Genomic DNA, 16,104 nt, shown 5'->3' on the forward strand with positions numbered 1-16,104 from the left:
CGCGCCGCCGGGGGCTACGCCTGGACCGTCGGCGGGGTGAGGGGCTTCGCCGGGATTCCCGGCGGCGGCGCGACCGGGGCCGGGGCGTCGGGTCCGGGCGGCAGCAGGGCCAGCACCGCCCGGCGGTGGGCCTCCGTCGTCGCGTCGTCGAACGGGTCGGGCGTGGCCGGTACCTGGAGGCGCAGGACGGGCCCCGTACCGAGCCGTGCGTAACCCCGGCCGGCGGGGACGGCGGTCGTCGGCGTCGTGCTCGGCGCCGTGCCCAGCACCGCCGCCACGTCCGCGAAGTCGGCCGCGCCGAGCACCACCCGGGCGCGGGTGTGCGTCCGCACCGTCTCGGTCAGGGCGCCGAGGCTGTCGTACTGCTCGGCCACGACGACGGTGACATGGGCCGCGCGCCCGTGGCGCAGCGGCACGGAGAGCATCTCCTGAGGGTCGCGGCGGCCGTCGGCGGCGGCCAGATGTCCGAAGACGCTGGGCCGGTCCACCAGGATCCACAGCGGCCGCCTGGTGTCGTCCGGCGCGGGCTGCCCCGCCTGGCGGGCGCGGTTGGCGGCGATGAGACGCCGCTCCGTCTCCTGGGCGGCCCACTCCAGGCTGGAGAGCGCGCCGGCCAGTCCGCACTCGACGGCCAGGACGCCGGAGCGCCCGGTCAGGCAGGCGTACTCGCCGGTCCCGCTGCCCTCCACGACGAGGACGTCCCCGTGCTGCAGCGCCTGCAGGGCGATGGAGCGCAGCAGGGTCGTGGTGCCGCTGCCGGGCTCGCCGACGGCGAGCAGATGCGGCTCGGTGGAACGGGGCCCGGTGCGCCAGACGACCGGGGGCGCCTGGGTGATCTCGCCGTCGAGGGTCACCGGCACCGTGCGCTGGACCGCTTCGGCGTCCGTGAAGCCCAGCACGGTCTCACCGGGGACGGTGACGAAGCGCTGGGCGGCGATGGCGGTGGACAGGGCGGGCAGCACGCTCATGACGAGCACGTTGCCCTCCTCGTCCCAGGTGAAGAGGTATTCGCGGCCGCGCCCGGACTTCGCGTGCAGCAGTTGCTCGATCCGGGACCTGGCGGTGGCCTCGCCGTCGGTGAAGTACGCCGGGTACGCGATGCGCAGCCGGGTCAGCCGGCCGTCGCCGTCGAACGCGTACTCGCTGAAGGCCTTGCTCCACTCCCCGCCGTGGGCGTACAGCGGGGCGGGGTCCTCGGGGACGGAGAAGTACGGGACGAGCGCCTCGTAGAGCGCCTTGAGGCGTGCGGCCTCCGCCTCGTCGGGCCCGGTGCGGACCGGCGTGCGGACGCGCCCCTGCCACGCGGCCGCGGCCATCACCGTGATCAGGGCCATCAGGGGCCCGTACGGGACGACCGCGACCGCGAAGACGCAGAGGGCGACGAGGAACAGGGTCGGACCACGCCGCTCCTTGGGGGTCGCCGCCCATTTCTGCCGGCCCGTCGCGGCCAGTTTCCGCAGGCCGCGGGAGACCGTGATCAGCGGATGGAGGACGTCGGTGGCGCTGTCGGCGGCCGTGCGCGCGATCTCGCGGCTGCGGGCGAGCTGCGCGCCACCGCTGGTCAGGATGCGGGGGAGTGGGCGCCGGGCCACATCGTCTCCTTGAGTGCTGAAGGGGCAGGCGGTCAGAACTTGATCCCGCCCAGCAGACCGGCCAGGCTCGTCGTGCCCGCCGTGATGCTGGGCGCGATCGCCGTGCCCGCGAGGAAGAAGCCGAACAGCGCGGAGACGAATGCGTGCGACGCCTTCAGGCCGTCCTTCCGGAAGAAGAGGAAGACGATGATGCCGAGGAGCACGACGCCGGACATGGACAGAATCATGAGGTTCTCCTGGGTGAGGGGACAGTCACCATCAGTTCTCCCAGGCTTACCGAAAGTATCAATGCGACAAAAGGTGCAAATGAGTGAAATTCTCAGCATTTCACTGCACTGGCGGACTGCCGGTCGTTGCCCGGCGGGCAAAGGGCAGGGCGGCGCGTCACAGTGCCTCCGCGACCTGATCCCTTGCCGCCGCCACCGGGCGTCATGTCGGGCCCGGGGGCCAGTACCCTGTCGATTCACTCGTACGGCTCTCCTGTCGTGCGCCCCAGGTCAAGCGTGTGAAAGGCGGTACACCCCGATGAGTAAGGTCCCGGACTCCGAGGTGATCGAACTCGCGACCAAGGTCTTCGACCTGGCGCGTCAGGGGGAGACCGAGGCGCTGGCCGCGTACGTCGACGCCGGCGTCCCGGCCAACCTCACCAACGACAAGGGCGACACGCTCGTCATGCTCGCCGCCTACCACGGCCACGCCGCCGCGGTGGAGACGCTGCTGGCCCGCGGCGCGGAGCCGGACCGGGCCAACGACCGCGGGCAGACGCCGCTCGCCGGCGCGGTCTTCAAGGGCGAGGACGCCGTGATCCGTGTCCTCCTCGCCGGCGGCGCCGATCCCGACGCGGGAACCCCGTCCGCCGCGGATACGGCGCGGATGTTCGGGAAGACAGAACTCCTGGAGCTGTTCGAGAGCCGCTGAGCGGCCCGCGCGCAGCGCCCAGGACGTCGCCACGGGGGGCGCCGTAAATGTGGTCGCGGTGGCGAAATGGGTGGGTCATCATCATGACGTCAGCCCCATCCCGGACGACATCAACCGGGAGTTTTCCCCTGGGGCCACCGAAGAGAGGCAGAGGAAGATGCTCTACACCAAGCGGAAGACGCGTATGACGACGGGCGGCCCTACATGCTGCTGCGCGGCCTAGGCACTCCACTTCCCGGTCGCGTCGACAGCTTGATGTGAGGCACTCCCCATGTTCGAACCAGTCATAGCGCCGAGCGGCACCCTGCTCGGCCTGCTGCAGAGAGGCCGCGGCGACGGCACGCTGCACGCGCTCGCCGCTCCCCGCGCCGAAGCGCTCGCCGCCCTCAACCACTGCGTCCTCAACGACCCCCGCCACGACTGGCAGGTCGAGAACCGCTCCCTCTACTACGCACGCCTCTACCTCGATCTCCACGGCAGTCTCGAGGAGATCGAACGGCACCTGTGCGACATCGACGACCACCTCGACACCGAGGAGGTCAGGACCGGTCTCGCCCTCGCCGTGCTCGGGCACCTGGCCTCTTACGGCAGGGGCGACGCACTCGCCCTGCTGCGGCGGTACGCGGCGAACGGCGCCAACTGGGCCTGGGCCCTCGACGAACTCGCCCTGCGCGACGACGACGCCGGCCTGCGCGCTCTCGCCGCCCCGGTGCTGGCCAGATTCCCCGCCACCGCGGAGGGCGACGCCGAACTCGCCGCCGCCATGCGCGAGTCCTTCGAGCCGCGGCCCTGGCGGCTGTGGGCCGAGGACCCGCGGGACACCGTCGGCGCCAGGGTCAGAGCCGCACAGGAAGCGGGCTCCTTCGACCGCTGGCAGCGCCAGATGCGCCCCTCCGGGCCCCGCCCGGGCTGGAGCGTCCAGGCGGTCCTCGACTGGGCCGACCAGGGCCTCGAACGCGGCAGCGCCCTGCACGTCCCGGCCGCCCGCTGTCTGACCGCGGTGGCCGGCCCCGAGGACCGCGCCGCCATCGTCGAGGCCGCCCGCAGCGGCTCCGACGGCGCCCGCTGCGCCGCCCTGCACTACCTCGCCGAGTCGCGCGACCCCGTCGTCCTCGACCTGGTCGAGGCCGCGGTGGCCGCCGGGTCCAGGACCGTCGCCGAGGCCGCCGTCGCCGCGTTCGAGCGGATGTGCGGCGACGAGGCCACCGACCGGGCGCGGAGCTGGGTGCACCGTCCCGACGAACTCGGCGCGTCCGCGGCCGGCGTGCTCGCCTGCCGCGGCGGGGCCGGCGACGCGCAACTCGTGCTCGGCGCCCTGCGCGAGACCGTCCGCGCGGACGGACCCGACGCGCCCCGCCTGTGGACCCTCGTCGACGGCGCCGGACGCCTCGGCATCGGCTGCGCGGCCCCCGTGCTGCGCCACGTCTACCGGGAGACCGCCTCCTCGCATCTGCGGGGCCGCGCCGCCCGGGCACTGGCCGCCACCGACCCCTCCTTCGCCAACGGCTTCGCCGTCGAATGCCTGTGGGACTGCGAGGAGACCACCAGAGAAGTCGCCGCGCTGCACGCCGAGACGGGTGACGTGCGCGTCGCCGAGCGGCTGCGCCGACTGGCCGCCGACCCCGCGGAGGAGGCCGAGGTGCAGACCGCCGTACGGAGCCGGATCGGACCCGACAGGCCCGCCGTGTGACGTCCCTGATGCAGGAGAGGCGCCCGGCCACGGGCGCCGCGCGGGGGGCGTTCGGCGACGGTTGACGACGAATGGCGCCCGCCCCGGCCACAAACGCTCACGGGAAGTTCCGCATCCGGAAAGATCCACGTTGGCGCAGCCACTCCGGGCGGGACGACACCACGGGTATGCGTGTCGTCATCGTCACCGAGTCCTTTCCGCCCGACGCCAATGGTGTGGCGCACTGCGCCCGGCAGACAGCCCGGCATCTCGCCGACCGAGGTCACCAGGCCGCTCGTCACCGCCCCGGCGGCCGCCGGGGCGGACAGCAGTGACGCCGTCGCCCCCTGCCCGGTCGTACGCGTCCCCTCCCTGCCGCTGCCCGGCTGTCCGCGGGTGCGCGTCGCACTCGCCAGCCGCCGGGTCACGGCGGCGATCGCCGCGCACCGGGCCGACCTCGTCCATCCGGCCGGGCCGTTCGTGCTGGGGTCCGCGGCAGGGCCGCCGCCTCGAGGCCCGGGCTGCCGGCCGTCGCCGTCTACCAGACCGACCTGGCCGGCTGCGCCCGTACCTACGTCGGCGCCGCAGAGGGCACCGCGTGGCGCCGTCTCCGGGCCGTGCACGGGGGCGCCGACCGCACCCTCGCCCCGTCCACCGCCGCCATGCGCGACCTCGAGGAACACGGGGTCGAACGGGTGGCGCGGCGCTGCACGGACCTGCTGCCGCAGCTGCTGCGGCTCGCCGGCGACGAGGTGCACCGCTCGGCGCGCGGCACCGGCGAGCGGCTCGACCGCAGCGCGGAGCTCGCCCTGTCCGCCGCGCTCGCGGCCGTGTCGCCGGCCGTCCCCGGCGGACGTGTCGGGGCAACAATGGGGGAATGACCGGGCGCTGGGAGTTCTGGATCGACCGTGGCGGCACGTTCACCGACATCGTGGGCAGGCGCCCCGACGGCCGGCTGGTGACCCGCAAGCTGCTGTCGCACGACCCCGGCCGGTACCCCGACGCCGCCGTCGCCGGTATCAGGCTGCTGCTCGGCACGCCGGACGACGAGCCCGTGCCGGCGGACCTGGTCGCCTCGGTCAAGATGGGCACGACCGTCGCCACCAACGCCCTGCTGGAGCGGCGCGGCGAGCCGACCGTGCTCGTCGTCACCGAGGGCTTCCGCGACGCGCTGCGCATCGCGTACCAGAACCGGCCGCGCCTGTTCGACCGGCGCATTCTCCTGCCGGAGGCGGTGTACGACCGGGTGGTCGAGGTACCGGAACGCGTCGACGCGCACGGCGGCGTCGTCCGCCCGCTGGACCTGGAGGCCGTGACACGGCGACTGGAGCGCGTCCGCGCCGACGGCATCACCAGCGCCGCGGTCGTCCTGATGCACGGCTACCGCAGCCCCGACCACGAGCAGCGCGTCGCCGAACGGGCCCGGGTCGCCGGCTTCACCCAGGTCAGCTGCTCCCACGAGGTGAGCCCGCTGGTCAAGCTGGTGCCCCGGGGCGACACGACCGTCGTGGACGCGTATCTGTCGCCGATCCTGAAGCGGTACGTCGACCAGGTGGCGTCCGAGCTGGCCGGCATCCGGCTGATGTTCATGCAGTCCAACGGCGGTCTGCGCGAGGCCACCCACTTCCGCGGCAAGGACGCCGTGCTCTCGGGCCCGGCCGGCGGGGTCGTCGGGGCGGCCCGTACCTCCGGGCAGGCCGGCTACGAGAAGGTCATCGGCTTCGACATGGGCGGCACGTCCACCGACGTCTCCCACTACGCGGGCGAGTTCGAGCGCGAACTCGGCACCCAGGTCGCCGGTGTGCGGATGCGCGCGCCGATGATGAGCATCCACACCGTCGCCGCGGGCGGCGGTTCGGTCCTCCATTTCGACGGGCGCCGCTACCGCGTCGGCCCCGACTCGGCCGGCGCCGACCCGGGCCCGGCCTGCTACCGGCGCGGCGGCCCGCTCACCGTCACCGACGCGAACGTGATGCTCGGCCGCATCCAGCCGGGCCACTTCCCGGCCGTGTTGGGACCGGACGGCGACCAGCCGCTGGACGCCGGGGTCGTACGGGAGCGCTTCGCCGCCCTGGCCGACGAGATCACCGCCGCCACCGGCGACCGGCGCAGCCCCGAGGAGGTCGCGGCGGGGTTCCTGGAGATCGCCGTGCTGAACATGGCGAACGCCGTCAAGAAGATCTCCGTTCAGCGCGGCCATGACGTCACCCGCTACGCGCTCACCTCCTTCGGCGGCGCGGGCGGCCAGCACGCCTGCGCGGTCGCCGATGCCCTGGGCATCGACACCCTGCTCGTTCCGCCGCTCGCCGGCGTCCTGTCCGCCTACGGGATCGGCCTCGCCGACGCGACCGCGATGCGGGAGCGGTCCGTCGAGGCCGGGCTCGACGGACCGACGGAGCAGAGGGTCCGGACTCTCTGCGACCAACTGGCCGCCCGTACCCGCGCCGAACTGCGCGACGACGGCGTCCCGGACGCCGCGATCAGCACCCACGCGCGGGTGCTGCTGCGCTACGCGGGCACGGACGCGAGCCTGTCCGTGCCGCTGGACACCGCAGAGGCCATGCGCGCGGCCTTCGAGGCGGCCCACCGGGCCCGGTACGCGTTCACCATGGACAAGCCGGTCGTCGTGGAGGCGGTCTCCGTCGAGGCGGCGGGCGGTACGGGCGGCCACGCCGCCGTCACGGCCCAGGACGCCGCGCCGGACGGGCCCCGGCCGACAGGCGACCGGGTGGAGATGTTCGTGGACGGGGAGCCGCGCCGGGTGCCGCTGTACCGGCGCGACGAACTGCGCCCGGGTCACGAGGTGACCGGCCCGGCGATCGTCGCGGAGGCCGACGCGACCACCGTCGTGGATCCCGGCTGGCAGGCAGCCGCCCGGCCCACCGGGCACCTCCTGGTCACCCGCGTACGGCCACGGCCCGCGCGCGTCGCCGTCGGGACCGACGTCGACCCGGTGCTGCTGGAGGTGTTCAACAACCTCTTCATGGCCATCGCCGAGCAGATGGGCGTGCGGCTGGAGAACACCGCCCACTCGGTCAACATCAAGGAACGGCTCGACTTCTCCTGTGCCCTCTTCGACGCCGACGGCAACCTCATCGCCAACGCGCCCCACATCCCCGTCCACCTGGGCTCGATGGGCGAGTCCATCAAAGAGGTGCTGCGGCGCCGCCGCGAGGCGGGGGAACTGCGCCCCGGCGACGTGTACGCCGTCAACGACCCGTACCACGGCGGCACGCACCTGCCCGACGTCACCGTCGTCACCCCCGTCTTCGACGGCGGTGAACTGCGCTTCCTGGTCGCCTCCCGCGGCCACCACGCCGAGATCGGCGGCATCACCCCCGGCTCGATGCCGGCCTTCAGCACCAGCATCGAGGAGGAGGGCGTCCTCTTCGACAACTGGCTGCTGGTCCGCGACGGCCGACTGCGCGAGAGCGAGACACGCGCCCTGCTCACCGGCGCCCGGTACCCCTCGCGCGCCCCGGACACCAACATCGCCGACCTGTCGGCGCAGATCGCCGCCAACGAGAAGGGCATCGCCGAACTCCGCAGGATGACCGCGCAGTTCGGCACCGACGTCGTCCAGGCATATATGCGGCACGTCCGCGACAACGCGGAGGAGTCCGTACGCCGCATCATCGCCACGCTGGACGACGGGCGGTGCCGCTACGAGACCGACAGCGGCGCCGTCATCGAGGTCGCCGTGCGGGTGGACCGCGAACGGCGCGGCGCGGTCGTCGACTTCACCGGCACCTCGCCGCAGCGGCCCGACAACACCAACGCGCCGACCTCGGTGGTCATGGCCGCCGTCCTCTACGTGTTCCGGACCCTCGTCGCCGACGACATCCCCCTCAACAGCGGCTGCCTGGAGCCGCTCGAGGTACGGGTGCCCGACGGCTGCATGCTCGCCCCCACCTCTCCGGCCGCCACCGTCGCGGGCAACGTGGAGACCTCCCAGGCCGTCACCGGCGCGCTGTACGCGGCCCTCGGGGTGCAGGCGGAGGGCTCGGGCACGATGAACAACGTGACGTTCGGCAACGAGCGCGTGCAGTACTACGAGACGGTGGCGAGCGGCTCCGGCGCCGGCGACGGCTTCGACGGCGCGGACGCGGTACAGACCCATATGACCAACTCGCGGCTCACCGACCCCGAGGTGCTGGAACTGCGGTTCCCCGTCCGGGTGGACTCGTTCGCGGTGCGCGACGGCAGCGGCGGGCGGGGCCGGTGGCACGGCGGGTGCGGCGCCGTCCGCGAGATCCGGTTCCTGGAGCCGATGACCGTGGCGCTGCTGACCGGGCACCGGCGCGTCCCCCCGTACGGCATGGCGGGCGGCGGGCCGGGCGCGCTCGGCGAGAACCGCGTGGTGCGCGCGGACGGCACGGTCGTTCCGCTGGCCGGTGTCGACTCGGTCGACGTGGAGGCGGGCGACGTGCTGGTGGTGAGCACTCCGGGCGGCGGCGGCTACGGCCCGCCAAAGTGATCAGCGCGTCGTGACGAACCGCACCGCGGTACCCGGGACCGCCTGCGCCGCCGCCGGCAGGTCCCGCCGGTCGACGACCGCCAGCACGGGATAGCCGCCGGTCGTCGGGTGGTCGGCGAGGAAGACCACCGGGCGGCCGTCCGGCGGCACCTGCACCGCGCCCAGCACCACGCCCTCACTGGGCAGTTCGCCGCCGACCGCCCGCTCCAGCGGCGGTCCCTCGGTGCGCAGCCCGACGCGGTCGCTCGCCGAGGACACCCGGAACGCGCCCCGGGTGAGCGTGCGCAGCGAGCCGCCGGTGAACCAGTCGTCGCGCGGCCCGAGCCGTACGCGCAGCACCAGTTCGGCCGCGGGCGCGCTCCACGGCACCTCCACGTCGACCCGGGCCGGCGGCCCGGTGGGAGCCCCGAGCGGCAGCACGGCGCCGTCGGTCAGCGGCGGGGGCCCGAGGCCGGAGAGAAGATCGGTGGAGCGGCTGCCCAGCACCGGGTCGACCGCGACGCCGCCGGCGACGGCCAGATAGCTCCGTACACCCCGTACCGCCGGCCCGAGTTCCAGCACGGATCCGGCCGCGACCCGCAGCGGGGCTCCCCAGGCGGCCGGCCGGCCGTCGACCGTGACCCGGCACGGCGCGCCGCCGACGACGGCGGTCACCGGGCAGCGGGGGCGCACGGCGCAGCCGTTCAGGGTCGTCTCCAGCACGGCGGCGCCCTCCGCGTTGCCCGCCAGGCGGTTGGCGAGCCGGGCAGCCGGCGCGTCCAGCGCTCCCGAGCGGGGCACCCCGAGATGGGCCAGCCCGGGCCGCCCCCCGTCCTGCACCGTGGTCAGCGCCCCGGCCCGTACGACGGCGAGTGCCAGGTCCGTCATCGGCCCTCCGGCACGAACCGGACCCGGGTGCCGGGCGTCAGCAGCGCCGCGGGCCGCGCGGCCGTGTCCCACAGCACGGCGTCCGTCGTCCCGATCAGCTGCCAGCCGCCCGGGGAGGAACGCGGATAGACGCCGGTGTACGCGCCGGCCAGGGCGAGGGACCCGGCCGGCACGGCGGTGCGGGGCGTGGCCCTGCGGGGGACGGCGTAACCCTCCGGCAGCCCGGTCAGATAGGCGAAGCCGGGCGCGAAACCGCAGAACGCCACCCGGAAGACGAGCCCCGAGTGGATCCGTACGGCCTCTGCCTCGTCCACCCGCCAGCGGGCCGCCACCTCCGCCAGGTCGGGCCCGTCGTAGCGCACCGGGATCTCCACCGAGCGCTCCGCACGGGCGCCGAGCGGCGGGATCTCCCAGGAGGCCAGCTCCTCGGCGAGACCCCGCGGATCGTCGAGCCCGTCCAGCAGCACGGTGCGCGCGGCGGGCACGATCTCCTCGACGGGAGGCAGCCCGCCCGCCGCGCGGCGGCGCAGCAGCTCGGCATGGAGCGCGCCCGCCTCCGCGCCGCCGGGCAACTCGACCAGCAGCGCCCGGTCGCCCACGGGCAGCGCCCGCAGCGTCGCGCCGGTCATACGAACGCCTCCACCCGGACGCCCGCGGACTCCAGCCCCGCGCGGACCCGGCGCGCCAGCGCCACCGCGCCCGGGGTGTCGCCGTGCAGGCACAGCGACCGGGCGCGGACGCCGACCGAGCGGCCGCAGCGCGCGGTGACCTGGCCGAACCGGGCCATGCTGACGGACCGTTCGACGACCGCCGACTCGTCGCTGATGACCGCGCCGCTCTCGCCGCGCGGCACCAGCGTGCCCTGGGCGGTGTAGGCGCGGTCGGCGAACGCCTCCGTGACGGTGGGCAGGCCGGCCTTCTCCGCCATGGTGTGCAGCGTCGAACCGGGCAGGCACAGCAGCGGCAGCCGCTCGCCACAGAGCAGCACGCCCTCGACGACGGCCGCCGCCTGCTCCTCGTCGTGCACGACCCGGTTGTAGAGCGCGCCGTGCGGCTTCACATACGAGACGCGGGAGCCGGCCGCCCGTGCGAAGACCGCCAGCGCGCCGATCTGGTAGGCGGTCTCGGCGGCCAGTTCCTCGGCCGGCACGTCCATGGCGCGCCGTCCGAAGCCCGCCAGATCGCGGTACGAGACCTGGGCGCCGATCCGCACCCCGCGTTCGGCGGCGAGGTCGCAGACGCGGCGCATCGTGACCGCGTCCCCCGCGTGGAAGCCGCAGGCGACGTTGGCGCTGGTGACGACGGACAGCAGTCGCTCGTCGTCGGTCAGCCGCCAGCGGCCGAAGCCCTCGCCGAGATCGGCGTTGAGGTCGATCGACGCCCAGGTCACGGAAGTACCTCCAAGTGCTGAACCGGGTACGCCTCCCGCGGAGGGTGCGGCCCGGCGGTCCGGTCAGAGAAGTTCGCGGTCGCGGGTCTCCGGCAGTCCGGTCAGGGCCAGCACGGCGAGACCGTAGCCGAGGGCGCCGAGGACGAGCGCACCGCCCACGCCCCAGCTGTCGGACAGGAAACCGACGAGCGTCGGCAGGAACGCGCCCACCGCGCGGCCGCTGTTGTAGGTGAAGCCCTGCCCGGTGCCGCGCACCGCCGTCGGATACAGCTCGCTGAGGAACGATCCGAAGCCGCTGAAGATGGCCGACATGCAGAAACCGAGCGGGAAGCCGAGGACGAGCAGCAGCGTGTTGGCCCCCGGCGGGATGTTGGTGTACGCGAGGATCCCGGCGGCGGACAGCACGGCGAAGAGCGCGATGTTCTTCTTGCGGCCGATCCGGTCGGTGAGACAACCCCCGGTCAGATAGCCGATGAACGCCCCGGAGATGAGAAACGCCAGATACCCGCCGGTGCCGACGACCGTCAGTCCGCGCTCGGTCTTCAGATACGTGGGCACCCACGTCGCCAGCGTGTAGTAGCCGCCCTGGACCCCGGTCGACAGCAGCGTCGCGAAGAGGGTCGTGCGCAGCAGGTCCCGCTTGAAGATCGTGGCGAACGACCCGCGTTCGGTGCTGGTGCGGCGCTGCTCGGCCGCCGCGGGCGCGTCGGTCACGTTGCGCCGTACGTAGACCACCAGCAGCGCGGGCAGCGCACCGGTCCAGAACATCACGCGCCAGGCGGTGTCCGGGTCGAGGAAGTGGAAGACCAGCGTGTAGACGACGACGGCGAGCGCCCAGCCGGCCGCCCACGCGCTCTGGACCGCGCCGAGGGTCCGGCCGCGGTGCTTGGCGGTGGCGTACTCGGCGACCAGGATCGCCCCGACGGCCCACTCGCCGCCGAAGCCGAGGCCCTGGAGGGCGCGGAAGACCAGCAGCGTCTCGTAGTTGGGCGCGAAGCCGCACAGGACCGTGAAGACGGCGTACGTGACGACCGTCATCATCAGCGCCTTCACCCGGCCGACGCGGTCCGCGAGGATCCCGGCGAGCGCGCCGCCGACGGCGGAGACGACGAGGGTGACCGTGGTGAGGAGTCCGGTCTGTCCGTTGTCGAGGCTGAAGTACGCGGAGATCGCCACCATGCTCAGCGGCAGGGTGAAGTAGTCGTACGAATCCAGCGCGTAGCCGCCGAAAGCGCCGCCGAAGGCACGTCGGCCGCGCGGGCCGAGGGCCCGCAGCCAGGCGAACGTGCCGGTGGGTTCGGGGAGTTCGTCGTGGATCGGCTTGGCCTGGGTCGTGCTCATCTGCACCTCGCGAGGGAGAGGAGGAGCGTGCCGGGAAGTGTGCCGTGCCGCAAAGGTAGGGGATTGTTGAACGATCCGACAAGAGTCACGTAGGGACGTTCCTGCTTCTACGATGGACAGCGCACGGCGGCGTGGACGGCCGGCGGCGGAGAGAGGGGCGTTGTGGGGACGACGGAGCCCGGGACCGGCGGACTGGCGGACGACCGCCCGCTGTTGGGCCGCACCAGCACGGCCGAGAGGGTCGCGGACATCCTGCGCACCCGCATCGCGGAAGGCTTCTTCCCGCCCGGCGAACGGCTGTCGGAGGACAGCATCGGCAAGGCCCTGGGCGTCTCGCGCAACACCCTGCGGGAAGCGTTCCGGCTGCTCACCCACGAACGGCTGCTCGTCCACGAACTCAACCGCGGCGTCTTCGTCCGCGTCCTCGCCGTCGAGGACGTCGAGGACATCTACCGGACCAGGCAGCTCGTCGAGTGCGGCGTCGTGCAGCGCCTCGGGGAGCCGCCGTACGCACTGGACGAGATGGACGCCGCCGTCGCGGGCGGCGAGCGCGCCGCGCGCGAGCGCGACTGGAAGGGCGTCTCCACCGCCAACATCCACTTCCACCGCGAACTCGTCGCACTCGCCGGCAGCGCCCGCACCGACGAGCTGATGCGCAGCGTCCTCGCGGAACTGCGTCTCGCGTTCCACGTCGTCGACGACCCGCGCGGGCTGCACCAGCCGTACCTGCTGCGCAACCGCGAGATCCTGGAAACGCTGCGGTCGGGGCGGCGCGACGAGGCACGGACGCTCCTCGACGCCTACCTGGACGACTCACGCGCGCAACTGGTCCGCACGTACGCGACGGTGATCCCGGGACGGGACTGAGGGGCGGGCCCGGGGCCCGGCCGGCCGGGTTGTCCCCGGGCCGATACGCGGTCCGGACCGAGGGGGCCCACGGGCGGCGGCGAACCGGGGCCGGCCGGGGCCGGCGAGCCGCGGCGTCGCGGCGGCGGACCCGGGTCCTGGCCGGGGTCGGGCGGAGCCGACGAGTGGCGGCCCCGCCGCGGCGGGGCCGGCGGACCGGGTCGGCCGGGCCGGCCCGTCGCGACGGGGACCGGAGGATGTGGGCGTCGCCCGGCAGGGGCGTTTCCGGGGCCGGGCCGCCATGTCCCGATGCCCGGACCGGCAGGTCCCCGCGTGGTCCGCTCTGGGTCCGTTTCGACCGTTGTCGGTGCGAGGACCTAATCTGTGCTCCGTGACTTCGCCTGCCCCGACGGACACCGTTCCGCCCCAGCTCAGCGCGGGGCCGCGCCCCGCCCAGGGCCCGGCCGCCGACGAAGGGCTCGCGCGGCGGCTCCGCGCGCTCGCCTGCACCGCGCCGCTGCACGATCTGGACGTGCGCAAGGCGAATCTCGCGGGGGAGTACTCGGTCTACGCCATGGCGGAGGTCGCACTCGCGGCGATCGACCTCGTCACGCTGAACATGGACTTCGACACCGGCGCCGACCACGACCAGATAGTGGCCCGTCTGCTGCCGCGCGTGGCCGCCCAGGCCCCCCGTCGGCCCGTCGCCGAGCACGAGCGCGTGGCCCGGTGGGTGCTGGAGAACCTGATCAACGTCGGCAGCGTCGACCGCGGCTTCCGCGCGGTCTACGGCACCTTCGGCACGGACGGCGTCTACACCCGCCGGGACTACGACTTCAAGCTGGTCGAGGAGGTGCCGGGCTATGACGGCACCGTTTATCTCCGCACCACCGACGAAGCGGTCAACGTGCTGGTCGGAGCGCTCGACACGGACGTGACCAGCGCGCAGATCGCGGCCGAGGTGAAGCTGGAGGTCCTCATCAACCGCGGCCGCCTCGCCGACGCGCAACTCGCCGCCGAGCAGGCCCGCTACCGGACCGTGCAGTACTCGGAGACCCTGCGCAGGACGCTGGAGGCCACCCGGCGCAACGTACGGGCCGTGGACTGGCTCCACACCGTCCCCGACATGATCGCCGAGGCGCTCGACCACGTCGCCGACCGCTACCGCCACGAGAACGCGATCCTCACCAACATCCGCCGGGCCCGCGACGAGGCCGAGGACCCGGAGCACAAGCGGCGCGCCGCCGAGCTCGTGGACATCGTCAAGGACTGCATCCGGCGGCACACCCAGCTCCAGTCCCGGCTGCTGGAGGCGGGGCCGCTGTTCCGCGCGGAGCAGGACCGCCAGGCGTTCGCCCGGCCCACCGCCCGCACCGGGCTCGACCTGTACGGACAGCTGCTGGCGCCGCTGCTGCCGCTGCCCGTCGAGTCGGCGATCCGCGTCACGGACGCGTTCTTCGCCCGCGGCACCGGACCGCGCACGCCGCCCTCGGTCCGGGTCGGTGACCTGGTCGATCTGCTGCTGACCCCGCCCGCGGAGCGTGAACACCTCGGGGCGGAGATGCCGGAACCGGACCTGATCGCCACCCCTGACGACAGCCGCTTCAGCGAGGAGCAGCTCGTGAGCGCCATGGAGCTGCTGGACCTGGAGCACGACGCACCCCGCCGGCTCTCGGGCCTGCTCGCGGAGGCACGCGGCCGCGACCCCGAACTGCCGTATCTGGTGGCGCTCCTCGCCGTCCACGCGGCGAGCCCGCCCGTCGGCACCGCCTACCGGCAGGGCGAGCAGCGGCTGCTGTTCGCCGTCGACGACGGCACGGAGCTGGACGACCCGGAGTTCGGCGGCGCCGACCTGATAGTCGGTACGGCGCTCCTCGATGCGGCGGGCATGGCGGCGGCCCGCTCGGAGGCCACATGACCCGGCCCGCTCAGCACCACCGCCGCACGCACCCGCACCGTCCCGCCAGCAAGGAGCCCACCCCGTGAGCGACCACCACGCCGAGCCCGGCGCCGCGTGGAGCGAGCCGGTCGCCCCGCAGGGCCCGCCGGCCGGCCCCATCTCCGCCGCCCCCGGCGGCGCCGTCACGCCGGCCGACGCGGCCGACGCCGCCCGCCTGGTCTCCTTCGGCCTGCAGCCCAAGCTGCTCCCGGCCCGCGACGCCGAATACGCCGAACTGCTGCGCCGCTACCGCGAGGACACCGCCTTCGCGCGCCTCGCCGACGCCGTCGCCACCGGCCTCGGCCTGGTCGTCCTCGAGGTGTCCCCCCGGGCCGGCATGGCCGTGACCGCCGGCGAGGACTCGGTCTTCGCCGTCCGCATGGGCGACTACGCCCGACGGGCCTCCGCCGACTCCGCGGACCGCTTCCTGCACGGACTCGCCCATCTCGCCGTCGCCGCCATGGCCTTCCCCCGCCCCGAGGACCTCGCCGACGACGGGTACGTGGGCCGGATCACCGTCAACGGCGTCGACGCCTTCGTACGGCAGGCGTGCCGCCGCCTCGAGGAGCGCGCGGACGAGCAGGGCGAGAACACCGACCCGGCCAGTGACGCCCCCGGTCTGGAGGCCGCCTGGCGGGTGTACACGCGCCGCAGCGCGGCCGGCGCGACCAAGGACGCCCGCCGTCTCGCCGGGTCCACGACCGGCATCGTCGGCAAGGCGGTCGCCTTCCTCACCGACTCCGGCTTCCTCCAGCGGACCGGCGACGACGCCGGTGGCGCGTACCGCACCACCGCCCGATACCAGCTCCAGGTCCGCGACATGGCGGGCAGCGCCGCGATGGCCGAGCTGCTGGAGCTCGGCGTCGTCCCGGTCAGCGACGGCTCCGCGACGCTCGTCGCGCCGCCGGACGACGACGACCTCGAGCTGGCAGCCGACGCCGGCCTGCCCTTCCACGCGTAACCGCTCAACACGCGTCACCGCACAGCACACGCGTAACCGCTCAACACGCGTCACCGCACAGCACACGCGTAACCGCTCAACACGCGTCACCGCACAGCACACGC

The 16,104-nt window shown here is 74.0% G+C and carries 12 protein-coding genes and 1 pseudogene; 7 read left to right on the forward strand and 6 right to left on the reverse strand.

The window, feature by feature from the left end:
• Positions 1 to 14: 14 nt before the first annotated feature.
• The gene (locus ACFYOP_RS30700; protein WP_356899378.1) at positions 15 to 1,592 is read right to left on the reverse strand and encodes a hypothetical protein; all 1,578 of its coding nucleotides are present in this window, start codon (positions 1,590 to 1,592) and stop codon (positions 15 to 17) included.
• 32 nt (positions 1,593 to 1,624) lie between these two features.
• Positions 1,625 to 1,819 carry a hypothetical protein gene (locus ACFYOP_RS30705; RefSeq protein ID WP_147990831.1) on the reverse strand — a complete coding sequence of 65 codons (195 nt, stop codon included), beginning with the start codon at positions 1,817 to 1,819 and terminating at the stop codon, positions 1,625 to 1,627.
• Positions 1,820 to 2,117: 298 nt separating this feature from the next.
• On the opposite strand from ACFYOP_RS30705, the gene ACFYOP_RS30710 reads away from it, so the two are divergent.
• From ACFYOP_RS30710 to ACFYOP_RS30725, 4 genes and pseudogenes are all read left to right on the forward strand, one after another.
• Entirely contained in the window at positions 2,118 to 2,510 is a 393-nt protein-coding gene (locus ACFYOP_RS30710) for an ankyrin repeat domain-containing protein (RefSeq protein ID WP_356899377.1), read from the forward strand.
• Positions 2,511 to 2,781: 271 nt separating this feature from the next.
• On the forward strand, positions 2,782 to 4,200 hold the full coding sequence (locus ACFYOP_RS30715; RefSeq protein WP_356899376.1) for a HEAT repeat domain-containing protein: 1,419 nt from the start codon (positions 2,782 to 2,784) through the stop codon (positions 4,198 to 4,200).
• 167 nt (positions 4,201 to 4,367) lie between these two features.
• Positions 4,368 to 4,877 (forward strand): annotated as a pseudogene (locus ACFYOP_RS30720) (glycosyltransferase); the annotation flags it as partial.
• Between the two features lie 179 nt (positions 4,878 to 5,056).
• Positions 5,057 to 8,656 carry a hydantoinase B/oxoprolinase family protein gene (locus ACFYOP_RS30725; protein ID WP_356899375.1) on the forward strand — a complete coding sequence of 1,200 codons (3,600 nt, stop codon included), beginning with the start codon at positions 5,057 to 5,059 and terminating at the stop codon, positions 8,654 to 8,656.
• Here the strand turns inward: ACFYOP_RS30725 and ACFYOP_RS30730 are convergent, their stop codons facing one another.
• The 4 genes from ACFYOP_RS30730 to ACFYOP_RS30745 all read right to left on the reverse strand — a co-directional run bounded on the left by ACFYOP_RS30730 (position 8,657) and on the right by ACFYOP_RS30745 (position 12,254).
• Positions 8,657 to 9,523 carry a biotin-dependent carboxyltransferase family protein gene (locus ACFYOP_RS30730; RefSeq protein WP_356899374.1) on the reverse strand — a complete coding sequence of 289 codons (867 nt, stop codon included), beginning with the start codon at positions 9,521 to 9,523 and terminating at the stop codon, positions 8,657 to 8,659.
• Entirely contained in the window at positions 9,520 to 10,152 is a 633-nt protein-coding gene (locus tag ACFYOP_RS30735; protein WP_356899373.1) for an allophanate hydrolase subunit 1, read from the reverse strand. Before ACFYOP_RS30735 ends, ACFYOP_RS30730 begins: the two co-directional genes overlap by 4 nt.
• Entirely contained in the window at positions 10,149 to 10,913 is a 765-nt protein-coding gene (locus tag ACFYOP_RS30740; RefSeq protein WP_356899372.1) for a 5-oxoprolinase subunit PxpA, read from the reverse strand. Before ACFYOP_RS30740 ends, ACFYOP_RS30735 begins: the two co-directional genes overlap by 4 nt.
• A gap of 63 nt (positions 10,914 to 10,976) precedes the next feature.
• Positions 10,977 to 12,254, reverse strand: coding sequence for an MFS transporter (locus ACFYOP_RS30745; protein ID WP_356899371.1), 1,278 nt, complete (start codon positions 12,252 to 12,254; stop codon positions 10,977 to 10,979).
• Between the two features lie 162 nt (positions 12,255 to 12,416).
• Between ACFYOP_RS30745 and ACFYOP_RS30750 the strand changes: the two genes are divergently transcribed.
• The 3 genes from ACFYOP_RS30750 (at position 12,417) to ACFYOP_RS30760 (ending at position 16,000) form a co-directional block, all read left to right on the forward strand.
• Entirely contained in the window at positions 12,417 to 13,121 is a 705-nt protein-coding gene (locus ACFYOP_RS30750; protein ID WP_356899370.1) for a GntR family transcriptional regulator, read from the forward strand.
• 370 nt (positions 13,122 to 13,491) lie between these two features.
• The gene (locus tag ACFYOP_RS30755) at positions 13,492 to 15,018 is read left to right on the forward strand and encodes a hypothetical protein (RefSeq protein WP_356899369.1); all 1,527 of its coding nucleotides are present in this window, start codon (positions 13,492 to 13,494) and stop codon (positions 15,016 to 15,018) included.
• 64 nt (positions 15,019 to 15,082) lie between these two features.
• Positions 15,083 to 16,000, forward strand: a complete 918-nt coding sequence (locus ACFYOP_RS30760; protein ID WP_356899368.1) for a hypothetical protein — start codon at positions 15,083 to 15,085, stop codon at positions 15,998 to 16,000.
• The last annotated feature ends 104 nt before the right edge of the window (positions 16,001 to 16,104 follow it).

It is taken from the genome of Streptomyces sp. NPDC006294 (assembly GCF_042870895.1).
In the GTDB taxonomy this organism is placed as follows: Bacteria; Actinomycetota; Actinomycetes; order Streptomycetales; family Streptomycetaceae; genus Streptomyces.

Coding starts and splice junctions, on each gene's coding strand:
- ACFYOP_RS30705 (WP_147990831.1), bottom strand. CDS start 1,819: ATGATTCTGTCCATGTCCGGCGTCGTGCTCCTCGGCATCATCGTCTTC.
- ACFYOP_RS30710 (WP_356899377.1), top strand. CDS start 2,118: ATGAGTAAGGTCCCGGACTCCGAGGTGATCGAACTCGCGACCAAGGTC.
- ACFYOP_RS30715 (WP_356899376.1), top strand. CDS start 2,782: ATGTTCGAACCAGTCATAGCGCCGAGCGGCACCCTGCTCGGCCTGCTG.
- ACFYOP_RS30725 (WP_356899375.1), top strand. CDS start 5,057: ATGACCGGGCGCTGGGAGTTCTGGATCGACCGTGGCGGCACGTTCACC.
- ACFYOP_RS30730 (WP_356899374.1), bottom strand. CDS start 9,523: ATGACGGACCTGGCACTCGCCGTCGTACGGGCCGGGGCGCTGACCACG.
- ACFYOP_RS30735 (WP_356899373.1), bottom strand. CDS start 10,152: ATGACCGGCGCGACGCTGCGGGCGCTGCCCGTGGGCGACCGGGCGCTG.
- ACFYOP_RS30745 (WP_356899371.1), bottom strand. CDS start 12,254: ATGAGCACGACCCAGGCCAAGCCGATCCACGACGAACTCCCCGAACCC.